Here is a 15,693-nt window from a genome sequence, read left to right as displayed (position 1 = left end):
ATATCCTTCGCAGTCCGCTTCTAGTGCATTGGGCCCAGGGAATTGGCAATATAAGAAGGGCAAAATTAAAGGTGAAGACGCTCGTTTTGGGAATCGGGAACCCGATCGTAACCGACGATGGCGCCGGCCTCAAGATAGCCCAGCAGATCAAGGAAAGAAATCCTGAACTGGAAGTGATCGAGGCCTGTTCCGGCGCCCTGGGGCTGCTCGATGATGTAGCCGGTTACGATAAGCTTATCATTATCGATTCGGTTATGACTGAAGGGGGCCAACCTGGGGAACTGTATAAGCTGGAGCTGGAGGATTTGCAACCGACCCTGGAACACGCCACATCTCACGGCCTCGATATCGCCAGTGCGTTCAAACTAGGGAAGGGACTGGGGTACAAGATGCCCCAATCAGTCATCATCTACGCTGTCGAGATAAAGGATAATACCAACTTTGGCGAGGAGTGTACCAAAGAGGTTATGGAAAAAATACCCCTTATTGCCCGGAGAATAATGGAGGAGGAGAATCTATGAGTGAGTTTATCGACAAAATCACCGGGCTTGGCCCGCCCAGCGGTACCAAAGTGAGTGTCCAATGAACGATAATAAGGAGAGAGGAGGTAAATTGAGCGAGCAAATCACTGAAGAAATGGTGGCCGTCAAAGTAACGGAGGAATCTTGTAGCACGTGCGCGATCTGCTACTCCGTTTGCCCTTATGAGGCAATAAAAAAGGATGCCGAAACGGGCAAGGCCATCCTGGAAATAGAAAAGTGCCAGGTATGCGGCCTCTGCTATTCAGCATGTCCTTCCAAGGTCATCGACATCATCTATTATGACTTAGATTCCCTGACCGGGTATCTGGATCGGGCAAAGCAGAAATATGACAGTGACACACTGGTGATTATGTGTAAAGGAAGCGCCCCCGACCTTGCCGGGATCGAGAGGCAATTCGGGGTGACAAAGTTCATCCCGCTATCCGTGCCCTGCGTGGGGCGTATTACCGTAGAGGTATTCCTCAAGGCTATAACTACGGGAATAAAGAAAATCCATGTCCTCGCCTGCGATGAGGATTACTGCCGATATCAGCGGGGAAGCCCCGTCGAGGGACGTCGAATCGCCGCTCTCAACATCTTGTTGGAGCAGCTCGGCTACGGCAAAGAGGCGATAACCCTGAAGCGGAATAGCCTGAAGGTACAGGTGAAAGAAGACCTGTGCATCGGCTGCGGCAATTGTGTCTTTTACTGCCCCTGGGATGCGCCCAGGCTGGTGAGCCCGGGGATCGTTAAGATCGATATGGACGCCTGTCACGGCTGCGGCCTGTGCGTCTCGATGTGCCCGGCCTTCGCCCTGGACCTGGAGAATTGGGAGAAGGATCGCATTTCAATGTTGATTTCCCAGTTCGCAGCAGAAATGGCCCCGCCCAGGATTCTGGTATTTTGCTGCCAGTGGGCTGTATTCCCTGAGCTTGAGGACGAGCCCGACAAGCACACGCGCTATATCTACCTGCCCTGTGCCGCCAGGGTTGATACCTCTCATATAGTGGAGGCTTTCCATACCGGCGTCGATGGCGTTTTAGTGGCTGCCTGCGCCGAAGATGACTGCAAGCTGGAGAAGGCGGGTGGGAAAGCCCAGCGTCCGGTAGAGGCACTCCAGAAAAGGCTGGGTGAAATAGGCCGTGGCGAGCAACTCAACTTCTGCACCGTAGCGCCACGATACCCGGAGGCGTTTAAGAGGGAACTAGCGCAGTTCAGCGAAAAAATTGCCGATATTTATGTAAGGGAGTCAGCATGATAGTTACGACGCAGAAGCCTTTGGATGAGATCCTGGATTTTGTCTCCCCCTATAAAAACATCCTGATCGTTGGTTGTGATGGCTGCACCCAGCCACCGCGAGGCATAAGAGAGGCGGGGACCTTGAGCCAATTGCTCGATCTTGGCGGCAAGCTGCGAAATAAGGAGTTCGCCTTCAAAGTGAACACGCTGGTGAAGCAATGCGATTCCCACTTGACCGCGGTTGCGCTTAAGGACATGATAGATGGCGATGTAGAGGCAGTGCTCTCGCTGGCCTGCGGACTAGGGCCGCAGACTATAGCCAGTCTCTACCCCGAGCTTCCAGTATTTCCAGCGCAGAATACCGTCTTCATGGGTTCTCAGGAAAGGGAAGCGGGCACCCTGGAAGAGAGGTGTGCCGCCTGCGGCGACTGCGTCCTGGGCCTGACCGGGGGCATTTGCCCGATTTCCAGGTGTGCCAAAAGCCTGCTCAACGGCCCCTGCGGCGGTTCGCAAAACGGCAAGTGCGAGGTCGACCCGAATAAGGACTGCGCCTGGGCGCTCATTATAGAGCGCCTGGATAAACTGGGGAGACTCTATGTATTAGAGGAAATCCAGCCTGCCAAGGATCACCAGGCAGTGGCAAGACCGGGCAAGATAACGCTATAAACAGTTCATGGGAGTAGCCCCTGTGGTGCTCATCAACGAGGGAAAAGCGGCCAGGATAAGTGTGCGGGGGGTAGTGCAGGGGGTAGGCTTTAGACCCTTTGTTTACCGGCTGGCTCACGAGCACAGTTTAAAAGGCTGGGTGCGTAACACCTCGGGAAATGTCGAGATCGAGGTGGAAGGAGATAGGGAGAGGATAAGGAATTTCATCACGGACATCGAAGCGAAAGCCCCTCCCCTGGCTCGAATTGAAAATGTCGCCGTCACCTTCCAGCCCTCGAAGAGCTACACCGGGTACGAGAAATTCGAAATATACCAGAGCCTGAGCCAGGAAGGAAAATATCAGCTAGTTTCGCCGGATATCGCTACCTGCGAGGACTGCCTCAGGGAGATCCTCTCCCCTACCGACCGCCGCTACCGCTATCCCTTTACCAACTGCACCAGTTGTGGCCCGCGATTTACCATCATCGAGGATATACCCTATGACCGCCCCAAGACCACCATGCATAGGTTCCAGATGTGCCCCCGGTGTCAGCAGGAATACGACGATCCCCTGGACCGCAGGTTTCATGCCCAGCCCAACGCCTGCCCCCAGTGTGGCCCCAGCCTGGCACTGGTCGATAGCCAAGGTAACCCGGTGGGGGGTGAGGATGCTACTTCGGCAGCCAGCGAACTGCTTAAGGCAGGGAGAATCCTGGCGATCCGCGGCCTGGGCGGATTTCAGCTTGCCTGCGACGCCACCAGTGAGGAAGCGATAGCCCTGTTAAGGAGCAGAAAAAGGCGCCCCTCCAAACCATTTGCCGTTATGGTAGCCACCCTGGAAGATATTGAAAGGCACTGCCTGGTGTCGCCCGAGGAGAGGAAGCTGCTTAACTCTCCAGAGTCACCCATCGTTCTCCTGAGGTGGCTGCAGAGCTCATCCGATATCTCAACGTCAGTGGCTCCAAATCTGAGGTACCTGGGGGTCATGCTGCCCTATACCCCGCTACACCACCTGCTGCTAAGGGAGAGCGCTATCCCCCTGGTGATGACCAGTGGCAACCTCAGCGAGGAACCCATCGCCAAAGATAACGATGAGGCGCTAAGGAGACTTGGAGGGATTGCCGATTATTTCCTGCTTCATAACCGCGATATTTACGCACGTTACGACGATAGCGTCTCTATAGTGGAAGGAGTGCCCCGGGTTATGAGGCGCGCCCGGGGATACGCACCATATCCAATTTTACTACCTTTTCTATCAAAGCAAATCCTTGCCTGCGGGGCTGATCAAAAGAACACCTTCTGTCTCACCAGAGGGGAGCATGCCTTCCTCAGCCAGCATATCGGGGATATGGAGAACGAGGAGACACTGGAACACTTTGAAAACACTATCGATCTTTATAAAAAGCTGTTTCGCATCGCCCCGGAGGCTGTCGCCTATGATATGCACCCGGAATACCTCTCCACCAAATACGCCCTCGAGCTGGGTGCAGAGCAGGGTTTAAGCCTTATCCCGGTGCAACATCACCACGCCCATATCGCCAGCTGCCTGGTGGAGAACGGGGTCGAATCACCCGTTATCGGGGTTGCCTTCGATGGGGCGGGGTACGGCAGCGACGGCACGCTCTGGGGAGGTGAGTTCCTGATAGCTGACCTGCGCCGCTTCCAGAGGGCGGGGCACCTGGAGTATGTGCCCCTGCTCGGAGGTGAGGCGGCGATTAAGAAGCCTTATCGCATGGCGCTAAGCTATATCTACACTTTACTGGGAGAGCAGGACCAGAAATTATCGTTGGACGGTCTTCCCGTCAGCAAGCTCCATTCCGCCGAGCTTGACCTGCTTAAACAGCAGCTAACGCGAAGGATAAACTGCCCTCTTACCTCTAGTGCGGGGCGGCTTTTCGATGCCGTTTCCGCCCTGGCCGGGGTGAGGGAAGAGATAGAATACGAAGCCCAGGCCGCCATCGAGCTGGAGATACTGGCTGCGGATGAAGGGGATGAGTTCGAGGGGAAACCCTATCCCTTTTCTGTTGTCGAGCATCAGGGAATGAGGGTTATAAAGTTAGGGGAACTAATCGCAGCGATAGCCGAGGATGTTATGAATCAAACCCCTATCCCCATTATATCGCTCAGGTTTCATCAAACTGTGGCTCTAATGGTCCTCGAAACGTGCAAATCGATCGCAATGGAGAGCGGTATAAATAAGGTAGCATTGAGCGGCGGCGTTTTCCAGAACCGCCTGCTCCTCAGGTTGGCTACCGCTGCTTTACAGGGGGAAGGCTTCAGCGTCATAACCCACCATCTGGTGCCCTGCAATGATGGTGGAATCTCCTTGGGACAGGCAGTAATCGCTAATTTTTCTCGTTTAAGTTAATATGGTAAGGTAGAAGGCGTAATCTATAGCAAAAACGAATTTAAAAATGGGTGAACTGTAAGAGTGCGGAAAACGAAATATGTGCCTTGCCATCCCGGTTCTAATTAAATCTATAGAAGATAAGGAGGCTGAGGCTGAGATCGGTGGCATCAGCCGCCGCATCAGCCTGTGGCTCACCCCGGAAGCCGAAGTAGGGGACTATGTGCTGGTCCATACCGGCTATGCCATAAATGTCCTGGACCAAGAAGAGGCTGAGGAAACCCTGAGGCTCCTGGAGGAAATAGCTGAGGTGGGTGGGGAGGAAGGTTGAGATTTATTACCGAGTACCGGCGCTCTGACCTGGCCCAGGGGCTGATTTCACAGATTCAACACAGTGCGAAAACCCCGTCACGTTTCATGGAGTTCTGCGGGGGCCATACGGTAACCATCTTCAGATATGGCATCCGCCAGGTTTTACCCAATACCATTGAAATGGTATCCGGCCCCGGTTGCCCCGTTTGTGTTACCGCAAACGCCGATCTGGATAAGGCAATCGCCCTGGCTCAAATCCCGGATGTAATCATCACCACCTTTGGCGATATGCTCAAGGTCCCCGGCAGCCGCACCAGCCTGCAGGAACTAAAGGCTGATGGCGCCGACGTCCGCATGGTATATTCGACCTCGGACGCCCTAAAAATAGCTGAGGATAATCCCAGCAAGGCTGTGGTATTCCTTGGCATCGGGTTTGAGACCACCGCCCCCACCGTCGCCGCCGCTATCCTTCAGGCAGAGGACAAGCGGATAAGTAATTTCTATGTCCTTTCGCTTCACAAGCTTTGCCCCCCGGTTATACGGGCCATTCTGGACTCGGGCGAGGTGGAGCTTCAGGGTCTGGTATGTCCCGGACACGTGAGCGCCGTTATCGGCTCCCACCCCTGGGAGTTCATCGCCCGGGATTATCACATCCCCTGTGTCGTCTCCGGTTTTGAACCGCTGGACATATTGCAGTGCGTCTCCATGCTGGTGGCTCAGGTTGAAACGGGACGCTCTGAAGTAGAGATCGCCTATCGAAGGGGTGTGCGTCCCGAGGGCAACCGGGAGGCTATTAGACTTATGGAGCAGGTATTTGAGACTGGCCCTGCCTCCTGGCGGGGGATGGGGGAGATTCCCCATAGCGGCCTAAAGATTAGAGCCGGGTATCAGCACTTCGATGCCGGGCTCGCTTTTGACATCCACCCCGGCCCGCCCTATGAGCCCGAGGGCTGCATCTGCGGCGACATCCTGCGGGGGGTTAAGACGCCCCTCGATTGTCAGCTCTTCGGCAGTGTCTGCACCCCACAGTATCCGGTAGGGCCGTGCATGGTCTCTTCCGAGGGCACCTGCGCCGCCTATTACAATTATGGGGAGTAAAGGTAATGGGAGTGTTTTAAAAAAGGTCCCGTGACAGGGGAGCTCGTTAGGGAGTAGCGATGCAGGGAGAGTCTAAAAAGATACTGCTGGCCCACGGCAGCGGTGGGAAGCTGGCTCATGAACTGGTGGCGAAAAGCTTTGTCGAGGCACTCGCCAACCCGGTTCTGGATAAGCTCGATGATTCGGCGGTAATTGATTTCAGCGGCAGGCTGGCCTTTACCACCGATAGCTACGTGGTAAGCCCGGTCTTCTTCCCCGGCGGTGATATTGGAAAGCTCGCCGTCTGTGGCACGGTTAATGACCTGGCCATGTCAGGTGCCAGACCGCTCTATTTAAGCCTTTCCTTCGTAATCGAGGAGGGCCTCCCCATGAGCGAGCTAGAGGAAATCGTTGGGTCTGTTAAGAGAGCATCTCAGGAAGCGGGGGTGAAAATCGCCACCGGAGATACCAAGGTGGTGAACCGGGGCAGCGCCGACAGGCTCTTTATAAATACCTCGGGCATCGGCGTAATACCTGATGGGGTCGATATCTCCGGAAGTAACGCCAGGCCGGGAGACAGGGTGCTTTTAAGCGGAGCCATCGGCGAGCATGGAATAGCGGTGCTCAGCCGCCGGGAAGGTTTGAGCTTTTCCACACAGCTGGAGAGCGATTGTGCCCCGCTTAACCGCCTGGTAGCTGAGATGCTCAACGCCAGCCTAAATATTCGTTGCCTGCGAGACCCCACCAGGGGAGGGCTGGCTACTACCCTTAATGAACTGGCAGAGCAGTCGGGGGTAAGCATAAGGATCGAGGAGGAAAGGGTCCCGGTGCGTGAAGAGGTGCTCGCTGCCTGCGAGATGCTGGGCCTTGACCCGCTTTATATAGCCAATGAAGGTAAGCTGGTGGCGATAGTCAAGGCGGAGGATGCAGATATAATCCTTAAAGCGATGCGCAGGAACCCCTACGGAAGAGAGGCCGTCACAATTGGTGAGGTAAGTGCAAAAAAACCGGGACGGGTTGTAATGAGGACCACGATTGGGGCCTCCCGAATAGTAGATATGCTGGTCGGCGACCCGCTTCCCAGGATATGTTAAAATGCATGAACTGGCCATAACAGAGGCCGTGATCGGGCTTGTCAGGGAACATGCGGAGAAGGCCGGCGCCAGGAAGGTGGGCAGAATAAATCTGGTCGTTGGAGAGCTGACCGGCTTTGTGGGCGACTGCGTGCAGTTCTATTTCGACCATATGACCAAAGGTACAATCATGGAAAACGCCGAGCTGACCTTCAAGACTATTGCCACAACCGGTCGATGCCGGGACTGCGGTAAAGAATTCGAGATCGTGGAGATGGACTGGACCTGCCCGTCCTGCAAAGGCAACAGTATACAGCTTGTCGGCGGCAACGAGCTGTTCGTAGAGAGCATTGAGGTGGAAGAGCATGGAAATAAAGGTTCTTAAAGACATTTTGGGCGCTAATGAGCAGATCGCCAAGCAAAACCGCCAGTTGCTGGATAAAAACAGCGTATTTGCGGCGAACGTGATGTCTTCGCCGGGCGCCGGCAAGACCAGCCTCATCCTGGAAACAATAAAGCGGCTGAAAGGGGAGACCAGGATCGGCGTTATCGAGGGCGATGTAAGCTCCAGCATAGATGCGGAGACAATAGGTAGTGAGAACGTGCCGGTGCTCCAGATAAACACCGGCGGGGAATGTCACCTCGACGCCAATATGACCCAGCGGGCGCTCGATAGCATGCAGCTTCAGGATATCGAGCTACTATTCATTGAGAACGTGGGCAACCTGATCTGCACCGCGGAATTCGCCATCGGCGCGCACAAGAACCTGGTGATCGCCAGCACCCCCGAGGGAGATGATAAGCCATTAAAATATCCGCTGATGTTCACCGTAGCGGATGTCGTGCTCATAAACAAGATCGACCTGCTTCCGCACCTGCAATTCGATACGATGGCCTATAAAAAAGCGGTTAAAAACCTGAACGACAGGGCGGAAATCTTCGAGGTCTCCTGTACCACCGGCCAGGGTGTGGACCGGTGGCTCGCCTGGCTCCGGAACCAGATGCGCCTTTTTAAAAACCCCAAAAATCGCTAAATCAGTCCCCCAATCACTGAGAGATTGCTGAAAAAGAGGTGCAGGATACTTCCTGCTGGGGGTCTGGGGGTATCCCCCAGATTTAAAAGTCCCCCAAGATTGGGGGATTTAGGGGGTTGATCAAGAATATTTCAGCAATCTCACTAAATTCAATGTGGGGATTGCCACCCCCGAGGCCGACAGGTCGGCCGACGCTTCGGCCTACATCGGGGTCTCTCTCAGAATCTCTGGAATCTGACGCGGGGAAACACAGAGTCGGAGCGGATGCTCCAACCTACACATAAACAAAGACCCCTGCCCACAATATAGGCCTCAGGGGCCCCTCCTTCGTGGAAGGTTTATAGCCTTTTGTCTGGCAAATAAAACGGGGATTGGAAATATATCCTAACCCCCGTTATCTTCTCGTCTATTCTTGGAGCGCCTACGCCGTACGCCTCCTCTTCATTATCACCACGACCGCCATGGCCAACGCCATCAGCGCCGCCAGCCCCAGCCACGGCATAAGTATCTGCAACCTGTCCACCGGGTAAACCTCCCCCCCGACGATCAGTGCTCTTCCCGGTTGAGCAGGGGCTCCCGGCTCCTCGATCACCCAGTTAGCGGTCCCATCGGCGTCCCCCAGCCCGCCATCGGTGATTGTGAGGGTCAGCACGTTGTCGCCGTCATCGTCACCCAGAAGCGATGTCACATCCACCCATGTGTTGTTTTGGCACTTCCAGTACTCGGTTCCCACCGGGACAGCCTGGGGTAGGGTGATATTGATGGTCACCGTGTCGCCTGTGAAGCCTGTTACATTGAACGAGAGGAAGCCATGTGTGAATTCAAGATTCGGTTTTCCCTCCTCGGGGCAGGCCAGCGAACCTTCACCTACTGCTGTCAGGTTTTCCATTACGCCTGAGGACACACAAAGCTCGACTGTGCCCGTTGCGGTGGCTGTAGCTACCTCATCGCAGCAATCACCTACTTCATAGGCGCCGATGTCGCACTCATCTCCCTGCGGGCGGGAGACGCCGCGCTGGTCGGTGGCCACGGTACAGTTTCCGCCGGTGCAGCCGTCGATTGCCAGGCTGCCAATCCCCAGAGCGTGTGTGAAGGTGGGACCTCCATTATCCCGAAGCTGACCGAGGAGGGGGTCAGGGTCGCCGTCCGGGTCACCGACGATGTTTTCGCCTGCATCAGTATAGCCGCCATCGATATCGTCGGGTGTGTTGCCATAGACGATGGTACACGTCATCGTTAAATTTAAAACAGAATCATCATTATTAATGCCGCCGCCCTCGTCGGCGGTGTTGTCGCTTATGGTGCAGTTGATCATCGTCAAATTGCCTATATTATAAATGCCGCCGCCCTCGTCGGAGGTGTTTCCGCTGACTGTGCAGTTGGTCATCGTCAGCTCACCGTTGTTAAAAATTCCGCCGCCGCTCATCGCGTCCCCGGCAGTGTTGCCGCTGACGGTGCACCTCACCATCACCATCGTCATCTCGAATCCATTAAAAATGCCGCCGCCGCTATCGGCTGCGATGTTGCCGCTGATGGTGCAGTCGGTCATCGTCATCTCGTCTTCGTTATCAATGCCGCCGCCCCTGTAACTAGCGGTGTTGCCGCTGATGGTGCAGCTGGTCATCGTAACATTGCCCATGTAATTATAAATGCCGCCGCCATTTTGTGCGGTGTTGTCGCTGACGTTGCAGCTGGTCATCGTAACATTGCCCTTGTAATTATAAATGCCGCCGCCATAGCCGCCGCCGCCATTTCCCTCAGCGGTGTTGCCGCTGACGGTGCAGCTGGTCATCGTCAGGGTATCCTCGTATCCATTAAAAATGCCGCCGCCGCTTTGATTGGCGGTGTTTCCGCTGACGGTGCAGCTGGTCATCGTCACATCGCCCCCATCTCTATAAATGCCGCCTCCCAAAGAATTAGCCTCATTTTCACTTATGGTGCAGCTGGTCATAGTCACATTGCCACCTTTGTTATGTAGGCCGCCGCCATCTACGGCGGTGTTTCCGCTGACGGTGCAGCTGGTCATCGTAACATTGCCCATGAAATTATAAATGCCGCCGCCATAGCCGCCGCCGCCATTTCCCTCAGCGGTGTTGCCGCTGACGGTGCAGCTGGTCATCGTAACATTGCCCATGTAATTATAAATGCCGCCGCCGTTTTCGCCTGCGGTGTTGTCGCTGACGTTGCAGCTGGTCATCGTCAGAAGACCATCGTTATAAATGCCGCCGCCCCTGTCGCCGCCGATGGCATCTCCATAGGCGGTGTTGTCGCTGACGGTGCAGTTGGTCATCGTCAGGGTATCCTCGTTATAAATGCCGCCGCCATTGTACTCAGCATAGTTTCCGCTGACGGTGCAGCTGGTCATCATCAGCCCACCTCCCGTATCCCCCCTGTTAAAAATGCCGCCGCCATCACCATCACCATCTCCATAGGCGGTGTTGTCGCTGACGGTGCAGTTGGTCAGTGTCACATCGCCCCCGTCTCTATAAATGCCGCCTCCATAATCAGTAGCCTCATTTTCACTTATGTTGCAGCTGGTCATAGTCACGTTGCCACCGTTGTTATATAGGCCGCCTCCGTTTTCTGAGGTGTTGCCGTTGCGGATTGTCATGCCGGACATATCGACCGTGGATTGGTTTATATAAAACACGCGAGAGGTATTATTGCCGCTGATTTCAAGAAAGGCCTCGCCGGGACCGGTGATGGTAAGGCTTTTATCAATAGTAAGTTGACCGCTGGTCAGGGTGATGGTGCTGCCCGTGAGCGTGTCAGAGAAGTTAATCGTGCCACCGGTAATGGAGTCAGCAATCGCCTGTCGGAGCGAACCGAGACCGCTGTCGTTGGTATTCATTACTTCAATGTTCAAAGCCTGCGCTGGACTTGCCGGAATTATTACTGTTGCCAGCGAGAACACCAGCGCCAGCGCTGCTACCATCGAAATGGCAGTGAACCTCCATATAGAACAACTCAACCCACTACTCTTCATTCTCTTACTGCATTAAGCTATTACTATGCTCCCATTAAAGCGCCCGGATTACATTTGAAAGTCTATTAATTGCCCGTAGACGGCTAAACTATCAGTGTTCGTCAAACAATACACTTGATGGTGCCTGATTGTCAACCCAGTTTACTCGTCCATTACATTTTTAACATGACCACTAGCCTGCTGTGGATGTCATTGCGAGCGGCCTGTCTTTTCCCACCCACCCACCCTGAAAGGTTTTTCTGGGGGACACCCCCATACCCCCGTCAGAGGGGAATCCCCCTCTGCACTCCCCCTTTGTTCCGCCTGCCCTGGAATGCATTTCTGCTCCGAGGCCAATATGCCAGCCAACACTCCGGCTCAAGGCGTGGGGGCCCCCCCCAACCTGGGCCGAAGCGTCCCCCCGTTTATCTGGTTGACAAACCACAGTCACAAATTGTAAGATGATTACCTGGTTGCCATGAGTAGACACACATCAGCAGAGACAGATTAGCCAGATGGAAAAGGGACCTAAAGGTAAATCCCCCGAGCCTCAGGAGGAGCCCAGATACACCAGTGGCGGCATTCCAATCAAGGGCGTCTACACGCCGCAAGATATCAAGGACCTGGACTACACCAAGTATATAGGCAACCCCGGGGAATACCCCTTTACCCGAGGCATATACAGCGGTTCGCGGGGTATCATATTCGCCCAGCGGCCGGTGCTGGGCTTCGGCCTGCCCGAGGAGACCAACAAACGGATCAAATACCTGTTTAACTACGGGATGGCGTCCCCCAGCGGCATGCCCAGCTACAACCTCACCATGGATATGACCAGCGCCTACGGCTTCGATTCCGATGACCCCCGCATGGCCCAGTGGGTTGGTGTATCCGGCCCGCCCTGCAACTCGATCGAGGACAGCGAAGCCATCCTGGAGGGGATCCCACTCGAGGGGGTTTATCACGGGGCACTCTCCTATGCCCCTAACTGGCGGGTGTCTCACTATATCGCAATTGCCGACAATCGCGGTATACCGCGAAGCAACCTGCTGGGGGCCACCCTGAACGATTCGCTGCACGGACCCATCGGCGAGGGTGTCCACCTTTTTCCGCCGCGCGCCTGCCTCAGGCTCATAGTCGATACACTGAAATTCGTCACCGCAGAAATGCCCCGTTTCAGAGCCTGCGATGTTCAGGCATACTCCAGCCGCGAGGCAGGTTGCACCGCGCCCCAGGAGGCCGCTTTTGCCATCGCCGACATGATAGAGGTGGTACAGGGCTGTCTGGAAAAAGGCCTTGATATAGACGAGCTGTCTCCCCACCTCACCTTCTTCTTCGCCTGCTACAGCGACTTCTTCGAGGAGGTGGCCAAGTTTCGTGCTGCCCGCAAGGTATGGGCACAGGTAATGAGGGAGCGGTTTCACGCCAAATCCGACAAGAACCTGCGCATGCGCATCCAGGTAAAGACATCGGCCTCCACCCTCCCGGCACAGCACCCGCAGCTCAACATATTCCGCTCCGGCCTTCAGGCGATATCTGCCATCTTCGGAGGTGCCAGCGGTCTCAACATCACCTGCATGGACGAGGCGTTCAGCGCGCCCACCGAAGAGGCGGCACGCATCGCCCTGCTCACCGGTAAGGTTATCGAGCACGAGACCGGGATCGTTAGTGTGGCAGACCCGCTCGCCGGCTCCTACTATATAGAGTACCTGACCCATGAGATGGAGAAAGCCATCCGGGAATACCTTGAAAAAATCGAAGCGATGGGCGGTTATATCGCTGCCCTGGAGAGGGGCTACCTGCAGCGAGAGATCGCCGCCGCCAATGTGAAACAGTCCTATGACCTTGATAGCGGCAAACAGGTTATCGTCGGACTCAACCGGTTTCAGCCCGAGGAAGGTGAGGAAGCTCCCATCGATATCTTCGAGCAGGACCCGATGAGAACACACAGGATAATGAGTGAGCGGCTGCAGAAGCTGCGGGCCGAGCGAGATAGCGGGCGGGTCCATGAGGTGCTGGCCGAGTACAGGGAGGCCGTCACCGGTGATAGAGATATGATGCCCGTAATGGTCGAGGCGGCCAAGGCTCACTGTACCACCGCCGAGGTCTTCGGCATACTCAAGGAAGAGCTGGGCGAGGACAAGAGTTGCCTCATCCCGCCCGATTGGTTTTCCACGGTTTAGGAACTGTCAGGTGACATCGAAGCGAAAAATACGGATTTTACTGGCAAAGGCAGGGCCGGATACCCATGTCAGGGGGCTCTCCATCCTGATGGTGAGACTTCGGGATGCCGGCATGGAGACCATATACACCGGCCTTTACCAGACACCGGAAACCATTGTCGCCGCCGCGATCCAGGAGGATGTCGATTTTATCTTCCTGAGCAGTCACCTCGGCCGCCACATGGCACTGGCAGAGCAGATAATAGCGCTGCTGAAGGAGAAGGGGGCGCAGCACATCTCCCTGGCAGCAGGGGGTGTAATTCCCCCAAAAGACTTCCCCGCGCTCAAGGCACTGGGGGTCAAGGGGGCCTTCCAGCCACATACGCTGACCGGCACGGTGATCGACTTCGTTAATGAGCAGGTATCAGCAGCACAGGAGAAATGATCCCGGATTATCCCTAAATTTTACCAGCCCCGTTTAATCAAGGAAGGAGAATAGCATGTCATTTGTTTTCAGCGATGAAGAGGAGCTTTTCCGGCGACAGGTCCAGGAGTTCGCCCGGAAGGAACTGGCACCCAGCGCCAGGGAGCGCGCCAAGAAGACTAAAGTTGACATGAAAATCGTAAAAAAGATGGCCGACTTGGGGCTCCTGGCGATGAATGTCCCCGAGAAGTACGGAGGCCAGACGGTCAGCTGGGTTACCGTAGGCATTGCCATCGAGGAGCTGTCAAAGGCGGATTTCACCGTCGGCGTACTGCCGATAGGCTCCTGCGGCTTCCTGGGCCAGGCGCTCTCATATGCGCCCGATTACCTGCAGGACAGGTGGTTCAAGCCTCTTATCCAGGGCGATATACTCGCCTGCCTGTGCCTGACCGAGCCAGACTGCGGCTCTGACGCCGTGGCCCTAAAGACCAGGGCGGTGAAGGACGGCGACTACTACGTCATAAACGGGGAGAAGACCTCGGTTAGCTGGGGTATGCAGGCCAAGATCGGGGTTATGTTCGCTAAGACCGACCCCGAAGCCGGGGCCAGGGGGGTAAGCGCCTTCCTCCTTCCCATCGACACGCCCGGGCTTACCAAGTCCGCTATCCCCGATATGGGCTGGCCCTCGGCACAGCGCGCCTCATTCTTCTTCGACGATATGCGCATACCCGCCGATCACCTGCTGGGGGTGGAGGGCCAGGGCTTTTACCTGGCCATGGACGTGATCGGTGTGGTGCGGGTGGCACTGACGCTGCAGGCCATTGGTCAGGCCGAGGGCGCGCTGGAGGAGGCCATCGAGTATGCCAAGCAGCGCACCGCCTTCGGGCGACCCCTGGCCAAATTCCAGGCTATATCCTTCAACATAGCCGAGCAGGCCACCAAACTCGAGGCCGCCCGCCTCCTCTGCTACCGGGCCATGGGGCTCAGGGACAAGGGCGAACGCAACCTCAAGGAAGCCTCAATGGCCAAGTGGTATGGCGCCCGCGCTGCCATGGAAGCCTGCCACGAGGCGCTGCTCGTCCACGGACAGATAGGCTTCAGCGAGGAGTGCCCCGCAGAGCAACGGCTGAGGAACGTGATCGGCTGCGAGATCGGGGACGGCACCGCCGAGATAATGAAGCTAAATATCGCCAGGGAGATAATCGGCAAGGAATTCCAGCCTATGTAATTCCCCCGCGAATTAATAAAAAGCCAGCGCCCATTTCATTGAAACGCTGGCTTTTTGTTGTGCCCTGGTTCTAGTCTTCCATCCAGAACTCCCACTGGCAGGGGATCTCGTCCGGGCTCTTTCGCGGCGGCAGCTTCGTCGCCTTACACTTTATCTTAGGATTGACATACTCGGCGCTCAGCGGGATCAGGGGCCCGTCCAGCTCGTTGCACGCCAGGTTCTGCAGCCAGGTATCATTGTGCCGCTCGCAGTACTCCAGCGTGCGGCACTTGGTCACCGTCAGTTTACCATGCTTCCCATCCTCACTGACCTCGAAGTCGATATCGAACATCGCGGCAAAGCCGGGGTCGACCTGCCAGCACTTGAACAGGGCAGCGATGTCATTCCCCTGGATGTTCATCCACTTCCGGGGGCGATCGATCTCATGCTTCCAGTTGGTGTCCCACACCTCCTTGGAACACGAGACGGCTACGTCATCGCCGTACCTCTTGCGGATGACGGTGGTCCACATCCCGTCGGCCCCCAGATACAGCTGGCCAGCCATAACCAGAAGCTTCTCCAGCGCCTCTGAGGTAAGGTCGCGCGGCTTGAAGTTGGGGTCGAAAGGGCCGCTCATATCGGGTAGGTCTCCCATACTTTCCTCCTTCTATATTTATTACTAGCTGAAAA

The 15,693-nt window shown here is 55.8% G+C and carries 14 protein-coding genes; 12 read left to right on the top strand and 2 right to left on the bottom strand.

Going from position 1 to position 15,693, the window contains the following annotated elements:
- Positions 1–86 precede the first annotated feature (86 nt).
- The 9 genes from VMX96_09255 (at position 87) to hypB (ending at position 8,248) form a co-directional block, all read left to right on the top strand.
- Positions 87–521 (top strand): hydrogenase maturation protease, encoded by a 435-nt coding sequence (locus VMX96_09255; protein ID HUU64084.1) that lies wholly within the window; start codon positions 87–89, stop codon positions 519–521.
- Positions 522–612: 91 nt separating this feature from the next.
- Positions 613–1,779, top strand: a complete 1,167-nt coding sequence (locus VMX96_09250) for a hydrogenase iron-sulfur subunit (protein HUU64083.1) — start codon at positions 613–615, stop codon at positions 1,777–1,779.
- A complete protein-coding gene (locus tag VMX96_09245) occupies positions 1,776–2,426 on the top strand; it encodes a methylenetetrahydrofolate reductase C-terminal domain-containing protein (protein ID HUU64082.1) in 651 nt (216 codons plus the stop codon). The genes VMX96_09250 and VMX96_09245 overlap by 4 nt, the downstream gene beginning before the upstream one ends.
- A 7-nt stretch (positions 2,427–2,433) precedes the next feature.
- Entirely contained in the window at positions 2,434–4,773 is a 2,340-nt protein-coding gene (gene hypF / locus VMX96_09240) for a carbamoyltransferase HypF (GenBank protein HUU64081.1), read from the top strand.
- 79 nt (positions 4,774–4,852) lie between these two features.
- Complete coding sequence (locus tag VMX96_09235; protein ID HUU64080.1) at positions 4,853–5,083, top strand: HypC/HybG/HupF family hydrogenase formation chaperone; 231 nt, start codon at positions 4,853–4,855, stop codon at positions 5,081–5,083.
- Positions 5,080–6,162: a hydrogenase formation protein HypD gene (gene hypD, locus VMX96_09230; GenBank protein HUU64079.1), complete on the top strand. Its 1,083-nt coding sequence runs from the start codon at positions 5,080–5,082 to the stop codon at positions 6,160–6,162. The genes VMX96_09235 and hypD overlap by 4 nt, the downstream gene beginning before the upstream one ends.
- A gap of 59 nt (positions 6,163–6,221) precedes the next feature.
- The gene (hypE, locus tag VMX96_09225; GenBank protein ID HUU64078.1) at positions 6,222–7,235 is read left to right on the top strand and encodes a hydrogenase expression/formation protein HypE; all 1,014 of its coding nucleotides are present in this window, start codon (positions 6,222–6,224) and stop codon (positions 7,233–7,235) included.
- A 1-nt stretch (position 7,236) separates the two neighbouring features.
- Positions 7,237–7,599 (top strand): hydrogenase maturation nickel metallochaperone HypA, encoded by a 363-nt coding sequence (gene hypA / locus VMX96_09220; protein ID HUU64077.1) that lies wholly within the window; start codon positions 7,237–7,239, stop codon positions 7,597–7,599.
- The gene (gene hypB / locus VMX96_09215; protein ID HUU64076.1) at positions 7,580–8,248 is read left to right on the top strand and encodes a hydrogenase nickel incorporation protein HypB; all 669 of its coding nucleotides are present in this window, start codon (positions 7,580–7,582) and stop codon (positions 8,246–8,248) included. Before hypA ends, hypB begins: the two co-directional genes overlap by 20 nt.
- Before the next feature lie 421 nt (positions 8,249–8,669).
- Here the strand turns inward: hypB and VMX96_09210 are convergent, their stop codons facing one another.
- Complete coding sequence (locus VMX96_09210; GenBank protein ID HUU64075.1) at positions 8,670–11,219, bottom strand: right-handed parallel beta-helix repeat-containing protein; 2,550 nt, start codon at positions 11,217–11,219, stop codon at positions 8,670–8,672.
- A gap of 509 nt (positions 11,220–11,728) precedes the next feature.
- Here VMX96_09210 and VMX96_09205 point away from each other — a divergent pair.
- From VMX96_09205 to VMX96_09195, 3 genes are read left to right on the top strand one after another with little or no spacing between them, the layout of a single operon-like run.
- Complete coding sequence (locus VMX96_09205; protein HUU64074.1) at positions 11,729–13,393, top strand: methylmalonyl-CoA mutase family protein; 1,665 nt, start codon at positions 11,729–11,731, stop codon at positions 13,391–13,393.
- A 10-nt stretch (positions 13,394–13,403) separates the two neighbouring features.
- Positions 13,404–13,817, top strand: a complete 414-nt coding sequence (locus VMX96_09200; protein HUU64073.1) for a cobalamin-dependent protein — start codon at positions 13,404–13,406, stop codon at positions 13,815–13,817.
- Positions 13,818–13,872: 55 nt separating this feature from the next.
- On the top strand, positions 13,873–15,024 hold the full coding sequence (locus VMX96_09195) for an acyl-CoA dehydrogenase family protein (protein HUU64072.1): 1,152 nt from the start codon (positions 13,873–13,875) through the stop codon (positions 15,022–15,024).
- A gap of 70 nt (positions 15,025–15,094) precedes the next feature.
- Here VMX96_09195 and VMX96_09190 read toward each other — a convergent pair whose 3' ends face one another.
- On the bottom strand, positions 15,095–15,658 hold the full coding sequence (locus VMX96_09190; GenBank protein ID HUU64071.1) for a DUF6125 family protein: 564 nt from the start codon (positions 15,656–15,658) through the stop codon (positions 15,095–15,097).
- Positions 15,659–15,693 lie beyond the last annotated feature (35 nt).

It is taken from the genome of Dehalococcoidia bacterium (assembly GCA_035528575.1).
Taxonomy (GTDB): domain Bacteria; phylum Chloroflexota; class Dehalococcoidia; order E44-bin15; family E44-bin15; genus DATKYK01.
The sequence above is the reverse complement of the archived record's forward strand: the minus strand, read 5'-3'. Positions and strand labels throughout refer to the sequence as shown.

Bases quoted from the DNA above. Each gene is read 5' to 3' on its own strand.
- VMX96_09245 (HUU64082.1), top strand. From the start codon at position 1,776: ATGATAGTTACGACGCAGAAGCCTTTGGATGAGATCCTGGATTTTGTC.
- hypF (HUU64081.1), top strand. From the start codon at position 2,434: ATGGGAGTAGCCCCTGTGGTGCTCATCAACGAGGGAAAAGCGGCCAGG.
- VMX96_09235 (HUU64080.1), top strand. From the start codon at position 4,853: ATGTGCCTTGCCATCCCGGTTCTAATTAAATCTATAGAAGATAAGGAG.
- hypE (HUU64078.1), top strand. From the start codon at position 6,222: ATGCAGGGAGAGTCTAAAAAGATACTGCTGGCCCACGGCAGCGGTGGG.
- hypA (HUU64077.1), top strand. From the start codon at position 7,237: ATGCATGAACTGGCCATAACAGAGGCCGTGATCGGGCTTGTCAGGGAA.
- hypB (HUU64076.1), top strand. From the start codon at position 7,580: ATGGAAATAAAGGTTCTTAAAGACATTTTGGGCGCTAATGAGCAGATC.
- VMX96_09205 (HUU64074.1), top strand. From the start codon at position 11,729: ATGGAAAAGGGACCTAAAGGTAAATCCCCCGAGCCTCAGGAGGAGCCC.
- VMX96_09195 (HUU64072.1), top strand. From the start codon at position 13,873: ATGTCATTTGTTTTCAGCGATGAAGAGGAGCTTTTCCGGCGACAGGTC.
- VMX96_09190 (HUU64071.1), bottom strand. From the start codon at position 15,658: ATGGGAGACCTACCCGATATGAGCGGCCCTTTCGACCCCAACTTCAAG.